The organism is Neobacillus drentensis (genome assembly GCF_036966985.1).
In the GTDB taxonomy this organism is placed as follows: Bacteria; Bacillota; Bacilli; order Bacillales; family Cytobacillaceae; genus Neobacillus; species Neobacillus drentensis_E.
Genome location: NZ_JBALSN010000127.1, coordinates 1 through 10764, shown reverse-complemented (window position 1 = coordinate 10764; position 10764 = coordinate 1). Strand labels below are relative to the sequence as shown.

The following is a 10764-nucleotide window of genomic DNA, read 5'->3' as shown; positions in this document are numbered from 1 at the left end:
TATATAAGTATAATAGTTCTTTGTATTTCCGATTGTTCAGTTTTACTAATACACAAAAAACCGATGATTTCGAAATCCTCCGAAATCATCGGTTTCATTTTGTTTAAGCAATCTTACTTTCCAGCTTGACTCGAGGTGAATTCCACATACTAATCCATTTCTTAATAGCTGTAATCATAATAATCATACCCAGTAATAACATAATAATCGACAATATCCCATTTAAAACACTATAACCTGCGGCTGCCTGATTGAGATAAACATTTTTCACCATCCAGTAACCAGCATAGTTTACAGTAACAAAGAGATACGCTAGCGGGATCAAGCAGGTTAGCATGTAACGGCGTTTGTCTGCAATACTCAAAATCACTGTCGCACCGACAATTAGACCGATCGATGCCATTAGTTGATTGGAAACACCAAACAGAGCCCAAACAGAACCAATATCCCCTGAGAATAGCAGGTATCCCCACATAAAACATGCTAATGCACTTGCAAAAATAGATCCTGGAATCCAATCTGTCTTCTTCAGCGGCTTATAGAATTCCCCGAAAAAGTCTTGGATTAAATAACGAGCAACACGAGTTCCTGAGTCGATGGCAGTTAGAATAAATACCGCTTCGAACATAATAACAAACTGGAAGAAGTATGATGATAGCTTTGCAAACCATGGAATGCCAGTGAAGATATAGGTCATACCTACCGCTAATGTTACGGCACCACCAGTTCGGCCTTCAAGATTAATCCCAATTTCATCAGCAAGTTTCGGCAGTTCCTGTACCTGCATACCAAGTGTCTTAAATACTTCAGGTGTCGAGTTAATGGCAAAGTAGTCTGCCGGCTGAAGTGCTGTTGCCGCAATCAATGCCATAATACCAACCACACACTCTACTAGCATCGCCCCAAAACCAACAACCTTAATATCAGACCAACGATCAAGCATTTTTGGTGTAGTTCCCGAACCTACGAAAGCATGGAAACCAGAGATCGCCCCACAAGCAATTGTGATTGAGATAAACGGCCAAACAGGTCCGCCTAGAACTGGGCCGCCGCCTGATGTAAATTTTGTGAAAGCAGGCATCTCAATTGCGGGATTAATAATGAATACCCCGATGATCAGGGCAATAAATACGCCAATTTTCATAAAGCTGCTTAAATAATCACGTGGTGCAAGTAAAAGCCATACTGGTAATGCAGCTGCAAAAAACGCATAAATCGGTAGAATAATAGCTAATGTTTTTGTATCTAATGTCAGCCAATCACCTAATACCGTACCTTGAATGGACGGACCAACAAAAACGCCAACCATTACGAGAATAAATCCGACTGTGGATGTTAATTTTAAGTTACCAGTTTTTTTATAAGCAATTCCTACCAACATCGCAATTGGAATTGTAATTCCCACTGAGAAAGTTCCCCAGGGATTGTGTTCAAGTGCATGAAGAACAACCATAGAAAGACCCGCCATTGTGATGGTAATGATGAAAAGCATCGCAAGACCCGTACAAAAACCCGCAACAGGCCCCAGCTCGTCTTTCGCAACTTCTGATAAGGATTTTCCTTTTTTCCTCATTGATGCAAATAGGACAACTGCATCATGGACTGCTCCGCCAATCACTGCTCCAATTAAGAGCCATAATAAACCGGGCAAGTATCCAAATTGTGCTGCAAGGATGGGACCGACAAGTGGTCCTGCTGCAGCGATGGCGGCAAAGTGATGACCAAATGTTACCCATTTATTGGTTGGAACATAATCCTTTCCATCGTTTAATTCATGTGCCGGTGTCGGCTTTGAATCATCTAATTTTAATACCTTTGCTGCCATGAATGTTCCGTATAAGCGATAAGCAATCATTAAAATACAAATTGAGCCGATTACAATTGAAACCGCATTCATTTAATTTCATCCTCCTACATCCTTTTTCTCTTATCACTATCATACCGAAAGAAAACGTTAACATAAGGTTTTCATCCTAAAATGCAAGTTTTAAAGGATGAAAAACAAGAATAATAGAATGAAATGCAAAAAACAGCTTCTTAAAAACCAAGAAGCTGCTTTAACTCTTTTGTATAGGTTCTGCTTACTGGAACCTTTTCTCCATCCTTCATAATTATGTTGTAGGTAGAATTAAACCATGGCTCGATCTCAACAATGGCATCGACATTAACTAAATAGGCGCGGTGGACACGAATGATGGGTGAATGCTGCAACTTTCTTTCGAAAGTGACAAGCGAATCACTGACAGAGTACTTTGTATTCTCTATTGCAATGACTGTTTTCCCCTCATTTGTACCAATATAGAGTATGTCACTAATGTTTACGATTACAATTTTTTCATCAATTGTGATAGCGAGCTTTTCTGGCCTTTCATTTCCAAAATTATGTCTCTGATTTAAAAATGGAATCGCTTGTTTGTGACCTTCTATTAGCTTATACAACTTCTCAATCGTTTGTAAGACTCTCTTTTCTTCAAAAGGTTTTAAGATATAGTCAACAGCATTTAATTCAAAAGCCTGAAGGGCGTATTCGTCAAATGCGGTCGCAAAGACAATGAATGGAGGATGATCAAGTCTATTTATATGTGCAGCAATTTCGATTCCACTTTCATCAGCGAGCTGGATATCTAAAAAAATCACATCTAGGTCGAGGTTATTTATTTTTTCTAACGCGCTTTCAACACAATCCGATTGCCCTACAATCTCAATCTGTTTGCTTCGTTTGAGAAGATAGGCCAATTCATCTCTTGCTAACGGTTCATCATCCACAACAAAGGCCTTTAACAACATCCTCACCCCACTTTTTGTTGTTGTGTTAACGGTAGTGTAATTGATACTTTCGTTCCTTTATTTAAGTTGCTTTCTATTTGAAATGAAGCAGTTTGACCATAAATTTCTTCGATTCGCTTTTTGATATTCCAGAGTGCTGTTCCTGTTCCAGCAGAAGAATCTACTGTTTGATTCCCCAATGTACCAAGCAGCTCTGGTGAGATTCCTTTTCCGTTATCTTCAGTAAGAAGGACCATGTTCTCCCCCTCCTGAAATGCACGGACTAATACTGTCCCACTCTTTGCTTTTGGAAATGCATAACGAATTGCATTTTCAACTAATGGCTGCAGGGTAAATGGTGGAATGAGCACCCTTTTTAACGCTGGTGTAATATCCAATTCAACATGATAACGATCTGGAAAGCGTGCTTGTTCAATGGTTAGGTAAGCCTCAACATGTTCAAGTTCCTTTTCAAGCGGTATGAGCATTTGTCTAGCCCCCTGAAGATTACTTCGGAAGAAAGTACTAAGTTTGATTAATAAACTCCTGGCTTTATCCGCATCTGTTCGAATTAGGCTTGAAATGGTATTAATGGCGTTAAATAAGAAATGTGGATGGACTTGTGCTTGCAAAGCCTTGATCTCCGCATCTTTTAATAATCTTCTCTGTATTTCCAACTCAGCCATTTCTAATTGGACTGAAAATAGGTTGCTCAAACCTTCTGCCAACTCTTGTTCAACCCGATCAAGTTTACTAGAGTCTGTGAAATACAACTTCAATGTCCCTACAGTTTTAGCATGAATCTTTAGTGGTAATACAATGGCTGCCTGCAAAGGGCATTGTGGATCAAAACATTGAATTTCGTGTGGAGACTTTGCAATCGTGATTCTCCCTTGTTCCAGCACCGTTTTAGTTAATTCCGTTGCCATGTTTCCTGAAGGAATATGATGATCTGAGCCTGTACCAACATGGGCAAGGACATGGGTCTGATCTGTAATGGAAATGGCATCCGCATTGGTCCAATTAAGAATAATCTCGGCTGCTTTTGTACACGAATCCACATTTAACCCCTGTCTGAAGAAGGGCAGTGTTTGATTGGCAATATACAAAGCTTTATGTGTTTGAAGTGCTCTCATTCGCTCTTGCTCTTGCAGAATCTCCTGTATAATTAACACAAAAAGTAGGGTTCCAAAGCCATTAATAGCAATCATAGGGAGGGCAATGACCTCAACTAGATTCATAGCCTCGTTATATGGCCGTGCTATTAAAAGAATAATCCCCATCTGTGCACATTCCATGAATATTCCCATAATTACGGCCTTCCATGGCGAATTTCCTTCTTGAATCTTAAACCTTTTGCTTAAAAAACCCGTGACAACCCCCGCCATAAGCGTAGATAAGGCACATGCCTCAGCTGTAAACCCTCCTAAGGTCAAGCGATGGATGCCAGCAATTAAACCGACCCCAATACCAACAATAGGTCCGCCAAGTAAACCACCAATTGTTACTCCCATAATCCTAGTATTAGCAATGGCACTTTCATTGTCCATATTTGTCAGCCAGTCCTGGGAAGTAATCGTCCCATGTCCTATCTCTACACCCGTGTAGTTGCTAATGACTCCAAAGGCACCGAATATTGCAATCATCGCTGCTCTAGCGGTAATTCCGTGTTCATTATTTATAATTTGACGGAATGATTTCATCCGTGAGAGAAGAAACGCTACAATGATAAGAATACCAACACGTTCAAGCATAAGAGGCAATAATTCGATCATGGTACCTCACCTTTCGTCTATACTTCCCTACTACTATACCAAAAAAAATAAACCAACCGTCTCTATCGTGTTTTCCCTGTAAAACTCCCATAATAAATATAACATTTTCGATCTTCATCAATCTCTCTTGAATCTAGATTGAATTCCAACCACCTTCCATCTCTTTGAATGTAAATAAAATCGGAGTGAAGAAGAGTCAGCACTTCTTCATGATTCCACACTTCCCTTTGCTCGATAAGAACGGACCCGTTTCTTTGCAGCTCTCTCACCTCAAAACCTATATGTGAATAATTTTTCTCCGTAACGTCCGTGTAGGAATTTTCTTTTTTTACATACAGGACAGTCGTTCCATCAGGATCAATGGCAGTGGCATTTACCACATACGTTTCTCCTTCCTTTACGAAATATTCACACGACATCCTTGCTACAGCCTCACTCACCGTTAAGTGTTGATAGTTCCAAAGGGCAGGAAACTTTTGATACTCGTCATCCTTTCGATATTCCAACCTCAAAGTTCATCACTCTTTCCTTTTCTTTTCATTTTACCATTGTTTTCCTAGGGTTTGCTTTTATAATTAGATTATCAAATAAAAAAAGGAGCGTGAAATGGTGAAGAAAACCCAATGGTTAGTGACTGGTGTCATCACTTCCCTCATAGCCGGCACCCTTTCTGGCTGTTCAAGCGATCGCCCGCCCAAGCCGGACGACAGCACCTGCCGAGACTGGGACTGGGATGATGATCAAGGGGTTTGGCAATGTGATGATACCCATTCGTCCCATTATGGCCATTATTTTTATGGAGGAAGTTATTATCGCAATAAATCATCACTCTTGAAATCCTCGGCATATAAGTCATACAAATCCTCATCGGGCTTTAAAAGTGGATTCGGCAGTGGCTCTAAGGGTGGATTTGGAGGATAAATATGTCACAATATGCCGTGAAGCGAAAAAGGTTTTACTCAAAATTCCCAGCCTTTTGGTCTGATTTATACGAAGGTGAGTACAGCCTATATCATGTTTATTCTATTCCTGAACAAACCTATAAGCGATTACAGGAAGCAACGGAGCGAATGGGTACCGTTTTTTTCAAAACTGCCCGCCTATTACGGAGTCTTACAAATGATCAACTCCTTGAATTTGGGTTTCCTCCGGCAAGTCTCCCATTTTTGAGGTTAAAAAACCTTTACCCTGAAACAATTATTGGCAGATTCGATTTTGTATTAACCAAGGATGGTTTCAAATTGTTGGAATTCAACAGTGATACACCAACATTTATTTTCGAATGTTTTCATATGAACGGGCAGGTTTGCAAAGAATTTGGTTACCCGGATCCAAATAGCGGCGGAGAACGACTGCTTTCATCTGGAATTACACGTGCAGTACTCGAAGCAGCGAAAGGAAAACGAGACCCTAACGTTGTGTTCACAGCCCATTCCGACCATATGGAAGACTGGAATACCATTCAATATTTAAGCAAATTATGTCAGGTTCACAATCGAACCGTACCATTGTCCGAACTTCGAATCAAAGACGGTGTCCTTGTTGATGAGGAGGATTATCCAATTGATGTATTATATCGCCAAACCTATCCACTTGAACATCTTGTTAACGACCGGGACCCAATAACAGGAGATTCGGTTGGAATCGAATTATTACACCTGGTCAAGGCAGAGAAATTGTCCATGTTAAATCCCGTCTCAGCCTTTTTACTGCAGCCAAAGTCAATCCAATGCTTAATATGGGGGTTAGCGAAACAGAGTGCCTATTTTACAACGGAAGAGCAGGCATGGATTATGGAGTATATGCTTCCTACCTATTTTGAAGCAGATGAATTTTTCGGGAAGAGCACCTATGTTCAAAAACCAACGTTCGGCAGAGAAGGAGACACGGTAACGATTTGGGATCAACAATCCAATGTAACTGCTCAAAATACCTTCCAAACCTATAAGGAGGAAGTTTCAGTCTTTCAACAATATGCTCCTCTCCCTACTGTTTCACTGGAAACAGAAAAGGGAAGCGAAGAACTTTCATTAGTATTCGGATCATTTCTTATTGCAGGTAAAGCAAGTAGTATCGGCATTCGAGCTGGCGGAAAAATTACAGGGAACGAATCTTATTTTTTACCGGTAGGTATTCAAAAACAGGGGGAATGTAAATGACAAATTTCTTATTATATTTAGCCATTTCAATTGGGCTTTTATTCGTAGGACTGGTTCTAATGGAAGTAACCACCAAGGTCAAGGAGTTTTCCTTAATGGCAAAAGGAAATAAGGCAGCGAGTTATGTCCTGGGCGGAAGACTTCTTGGGCTTGCCATTGTCTTGTACTCTACTGCTGCTAATTCCATTTCACTTATGGATATGGCGGTATGGGGAGGAATCGGAATTGTCGCTCAGATTGTAGTCTTTTATCTGGCTGAATGGCTGACACCTCGATTTAATGTCAGTCAAAGCATCGAGGAAGACAATCAGGCAGTTGGGCTTTTTCTCATGTTACTTTCTGTTTCGATCGGTATCGTTATTGCTGGCTGTCTAACCTATTAAAAAACGCATCGCGAGGATGCGTTTTTTTGTTTTAAAGTGATTGATATGTATTTTTATCGCAGATTACAAACAATCGTGCTTCTTTAGGTATGGGTTCGCTCCATTTTTTTAGAATATTTAAATCACTTCGATCGGCAATCAACTGGGCACCTTTTTTCTTGAGGGACTCATAAGCATCTCCGTATGTCTTCCAGTCGGATCTTACTTCCACTTCCCATAAATCACTTCCCCCATCCCCATCTTTACGACTTAATAATTGTGTAAACAAATGGCTGGCCCCTTTAGTCTGCGCCGATTTTGCCATCAGGTTAGACACCGATTCATGAGAAAGAATAAATTCATCAATCTTGACATGTTTGAAATTGCCGACATGCTTTTCATTTAGTATCTCTGCAATCGTATAAATATTCTTTTCCATCCCTTCATCATAGCGCTCAATGGAGGAGGCGATTAAAAGCGTTTTTCCATCTGCTAAATCAGGGTTTTCGATACCATCCGGAGCAAAAAGCAGTACTGCTTTCGAACTTTCAATTTTGGCCCTTTTTAAGGTATCTTCATCCGTTGGACTCCCCTGAATATAAAGAAACCTTTCATGTTCATATGGTGTCTTCTCTAATTCATCAATTAATACAACTTCTGTTTTGGTATCACCAATAAAAAGCTCCTTGATCGTGTTTTTACTTTTGGCGGTCCAGCCGATCACGACATAATGATTATCTCCCCTAAAAGTCATTCTTCCTTCCTCCTTCATCCGTTTGTACTGTGATACAGCATCGACGATCATCCCAATGACAACACCAAAAAGCCCAATTCCCGCTGTATAGACGATGACCATCGCCCAAATTCTGCCTAATTGTGTCGTAGGGTACACGTCTCCGTAGCCTACTGTGGTCATTGTTGTTAGAATCCACCAAACGGCATGGAAGGTGCTTTCAAATGTATTTGGTTCAAGTACTTTCATAACAACGGCATTTATAAAAATATAAAAAATTGTTACTAATAACACCGTCCGATACCGATACTTAGCTGCCGTCAGTAACAATCTCCGAAAAAATATCATCGCTAACCCTCCGTTCCGATCCTTATAGAATATTTCTATTATTTCGCATGATATTCCTCTAATAATAGAATAGTTGACAACAACGCCAGATTGCTGTAATATAAATATTTGTGCTTCACATTTATGTAACTTGTAATTAATTAGATAACGCAAAGTAAGAATTTTTTCTGGCATTCTGCTTATGTTTTAAAATAAAAACTTATTCACACTGGATCGGCTTCGGAGCCGTTAGGATGTAAGAGAGGTAGGGCTTACGTCGTTTAGGTATTAAACCTTCAGGTGGAAAAATAACCGCGGCAAACTTGTTTTTACAAACAATGATTATTATATAAGTTTTTACTTGCGATGTTGACAACAAGAAGTGCAACCACTCACAAGTTACGATAAGAATTCTTTAATGAATTCAACAAAGAAGGCAGAGGGATATTCATTCCTCTGCCTTCGCCCATTTAAGAGACCAAAAAATCTCCAGAAAAAAAAAGCCTGAATCCACATCAGGCATTTTTTTACTTCTTAATAACAATCGCTTGTTTACCCATTTGCTCCCAAGCCTTAATAAAACTAGCGCGATTTAATTTCTGATTTTTTTCCCCATAAGGATTGTTAATATAAATATACTTTTCATCGTAGCCCGTAATTACAACACTATGCTCACTAAAGGTAATATCGATTTTCCCCTGCGGAGTATCCCATGTTTGAAAAACAGATACAGGTGCAAAGCTTGATGTAGTGATAATCCAGACTGGTAATCCTTGACCTACTTCTTTTAAAACTTCATCAAACGAATGATTAGTTAAATTAACTGCTCGATCACCGACGTATTTTTGGGCAAGTTCTAATACGGGACCATTAAAAACACCTAGTCCTGGACCATTCGCCATATCTCCGACAAACCCTGCATTAGGATTTCCCTTTTTCCCGTTACTATAAGTTAATGGGACAGTTTTCACCTTGTTAGCTAACTCATTTTTGGTCACTTCAATTCCGTGATAGTTAAGAATCATCGCCAGGCTGGTTATTTCACAGCCATTATAGAGTTTTGGTGCGTCCATTTGATTGATTAACGGTACATCCAGTTTAATACTATCAGGCAATTTCGGAGCCTCTTTGGCAAAGAGTGCAAGTGTCCTTGTTTTTATTGATGCAGCCTCGGTAACTTGTGCTGTTGCTGGACGGTCAAACTTTACCTTAAAAACCGTTATACCACTGATAACTAATATGAAGACAACAATAATAGCAATTAATATTTTTTTCATAAATGATTGTACCATTCCTTATATTAGTCTTTGCTGGAGATTCTAGTAATATACTACTATATTACCTACTAAAATAGTTCAAGGCAATAAAGGAAAACATTTTCCAATTAATGATAGCAATTGAATCTTAATTTTTTCTTAATAAAATTCCCCTTTAGTATATGACTAAAAGGGAATTTTATTAGGCTTTCACCTTATGCTGTCTAAATTTTTTCGTTATTTGATTAATTACCTCAGAGAAAACTAGTCCGAAGGCAATTGACCCCGCAAGCATGAAAACTTTTGCAGCCAATGTAATNNCACAAAATTCCGCATCGCATCATAGGCCAGACCTCCCGGTACGAGCGGAATAATCCCAGCCACACTAAAAATGATCACTGGCGTTTTATAGAACTTTGCTAGTTCCTGACTGAGAACGGCTATAAAAATAGTTGCGGCCAATGTTGCAAAAATGGCATTATCCGTGGAGTCTTCCAGGAGGAAATAAATTAACCAGCCACCCATTCCGATCAGCCCGCACTTGATTAGTGATTCCTTCGGAGCATTAAAAAGAATCCCAAAGGCGCTTGTTGCAATAAAACTGGTGATTGCTTGAGCAAGAACTGCCATGGTAAATCCACCTCATTTCACAAAAAAGATAATACGACGGCAATCCCTGCTCCAATCGCGAACGCAGTCAGAAATGCTTCCGCACCCTTAGATAACCCCGAAACTAGATGACCCGCCATTAAATCTCTGATCGCATTGGTCACTAGTAGACCTGGAACTAACGTCATCACGGAGCCGATAATGATTTTATCTAATTGTTGACCAACTCCCATTTGGACAAACAAAAAAGAAAGTAAGCCAATCACAAACGATGCTAAAAACTCCGAGAAGAACTTGATCGGGACAAATCGATGAAAATAGACGAAACTAAGGTATCCCATTCCTCCTGAAATCATCGACGGAATAAAATCATTCCACCCGCCTTCAAACATGATCATAAAACAACCGCTTGCTAATGAGGCGGCAGCCACTTGGATCATAAATGGAAAGGTTACATTGAGAGAATCAATTTCCTTTAAATGCTCCCAGGCATCTTTCAGATTGATTTCACCACTGCTAATTCTTCTCGAAATGCTATTTACCATCGAAACTTTTTTCAAATCTGTTGATCGGGCTGAGATTCGAATCAGCTTTGTCTTCGTCGGTTCTGACCCCTCTGCTGAGAAAATGATTCCCGTTGGGGTTACATAACTATGCGTATGTTCAATACCAAAGGCAGCCGCCATCCGCATCATTGTATCCTCAACACGATAAGTCTCGGCCCCACTTTGGAGCATGATTTTCCCCGCAAGTAAACATACCTCCATAATTTCATAT

10 protein-coding genes and 1 pseudogene are annotated in these 10764 nt (G+C 39.8%); 3 read left to right on the top strand and 8 right to left on the bottom strand.

All coding sequences use genetic code 11. From position 1 onward, the window contains the following. Positions 1 to 103: 103 nt before the first annotated feature. From cstA to V7659_RS09055, 4 genes are all read right to left on the bottom strand, one after another. Positions 104 to 1897 (bottom strand): carbon starvation protein CstA, encoded by a 1794-nt coding sequence (gene cstA, locus V7659_RS09070; RefSeq protein WP_335539560.1) that lies wholly within the window; start codon positions 1895 to 1897, stop codon positions 104 to 106. Positions 1898 to 2037: 140 nt separating this feature from the next. Further along, on the bottom strand, positions 2038 to 2784 hold the full coding sequence (locus V7659_RS09065; protein WP_335539564.1) for a LytR/AlgR family response regulator transcription factor: 747 nt from the start codon (positions 2782 to 2784) through the stop codon (positions 2038 to 2040). A gap of 5 nt (positions 2785 to 2789) precedes the next feature. Then, positions 2790 to 4541: a sensor histidine kinase gene (locus tag V7659_RS09060; RefSeq protein ID WP_335539558.1), complete on the bottom strand. Its 1752-nt coding sequence runs from the start codon at positions 4539 to 4541 to the stop codon at positions 2790 to 2792. A 62-nt stretch (positions 4542 to 4603) separates the two neighbouring features. Continuing rightward, on the bottom strand, positions 4604 to 5053 hold the full coding sequence (locus V7659_RS09055) for a hypothetical protein (protein WP_335539556.1): 450 nt from the start codon (positions 5051 to 5053) through the stop codon (positions 4604 to 4606). 94 nt (positions 5054 to 5147) lie between these two features. Between V7659_RS09055 and V7659_RS09050 the strand changes: the two genes are divergently transcribed. The 3 genes from V7659_RS09050 to V7659_RS09040 are packed head-to-tail and all read left to right on the top strand — an operon-like array spanning position 5148 to position 7083. After that, positions 5148 to 5462: a hypothetical protein gene (locus V7659_RS09050; protein WP_420491335.1), complete on the top strand. Its 315-nt coding sequence runs from the start codon at positions 5148 to 5150 to the stop codon at positions 5460 to 5462. Positions 5463 to 5464: 2 nt separating this feature from the next. Next, positions 5465 to 6700 carry a glutathionylspermidine synthase family protein gene (locus V7659_RS09045; RefSeq protein ID WP_335539554.1) on the top strand — a complete coding sequence of 412 codons (1236 nt, stop codon included), beginning with the start codon at positions 5465 to 5467 and terminating at the stop codon, positions 6698 to 6700. Next, entirely contained in the window at positions 6697 to 7083 is a 387-nt protein-coding gene (locus V7659_RS09040) for a DUF350 domain-containing protein (protein ID WP_335539552.1), read from the top strand. Before V7659_RS09045 ends, V7659_RS09040 begins: the two co-directional genes overlap by 4 nt. 31 nt (positions 7084 to 7114) lie before the next feature. Here the strand turns inward: V7659_RS09040 and V7659_RS09035 are convergent, their stop codons facing one another. From V7659_RS09035 to V7659_RS09020, 4 genes and pseudogenes are all read right to left on the bottom strand, one after another. Then, positions 7115 to 8143, bottom strand: a complete 1029-nt coding sequence (locus V7659_RS09035) for an ion channel (RefSeq protein ID WP_335539550.1) — start codon at positions 8141 to 8143, stop codon at positions 7115 to 7117. A 506-nt stretch (positions 8144 to 8649) separates the two neighbouring features. Further along, entirely contained in the window at positions 8650 to 9399 is a 750-nt protein-coding gene (locus tag V7659_RS09030) for a C39 family peptidase (RefSeq protein ID WP_335539548.1), read from the bottom strand. A 181-nt stretch (positions 9400 to 9580) separates the two neighbouring features. Then, positions 9581 to 10008 (bottom strand): annotated as a pseudogene (locus V7659_RS09025) (threonine/serine exporter family protein). 17 nt (positions 10009 to 10025) lie between these two features. Then, the coding region (locus tag V7659_RS09020) for a threonine/serine exporter family protein (RefSeq protein WP_335539547.1) at positions 10026 to 10764 on the bottom strand (739 nt) is incomplete at its 5' end.

What these genes read in the sequence shown, in the direction of transcription:
- V7659_RS09040 (WP_335539552.1), top strand. Translation starts at nt 6,697, where the DNA reads ATGACAAATTTCTTATTATATTTAGCCATTTCAATTGGGCTTTTATTC.
- V7659_RS09030 (WP_335539548.1), bottom strand. Translation starts at nt 9,399, where the DNA reads ATGAAAAAAATATTAATTGCTATTATTGTTGTCTTCATATTAGTTATC.
- V7659_RS09045 (WP_335539554.1), top strand. Translation starts at nt 5,465, where the DNA reads ATGTCACAATATGCCGTGAAGCGAAAAAGGTTTTACTCAAAATTCCCA.
- V7659_RS09060 (WP_335539558.1), bottom strand. Translation starts at nt 4,541, where the DNA reads ATGATCGAATTATTGCCTCTTATGCTTGAACGTGTTGGTATTCTTATC.
- V7659_RS09035 (WP_335539550.1), bottom strand. Translation starts at nt 8,143, where the DNA reads ATGATATTTTTTCGGAGATTGTTACTGACGGCAGCTAAGTATCGGTAT.
- cstA (WP_335539560.1), bottom strand. Translation starts at nt 1,897, where the DNA reads ATGAATGCGGTTTCAATTGTAATCGGCTCAATTTGTATTTTAATGATT.
- V7659_RS09050 (WP_420491335.1), top strand. Translation starts at nt 5,148, where the DNA reads ATGGTGAAGAAAACCCAATGGTTAGTGACTGGTGTCATCACTTCCCTC.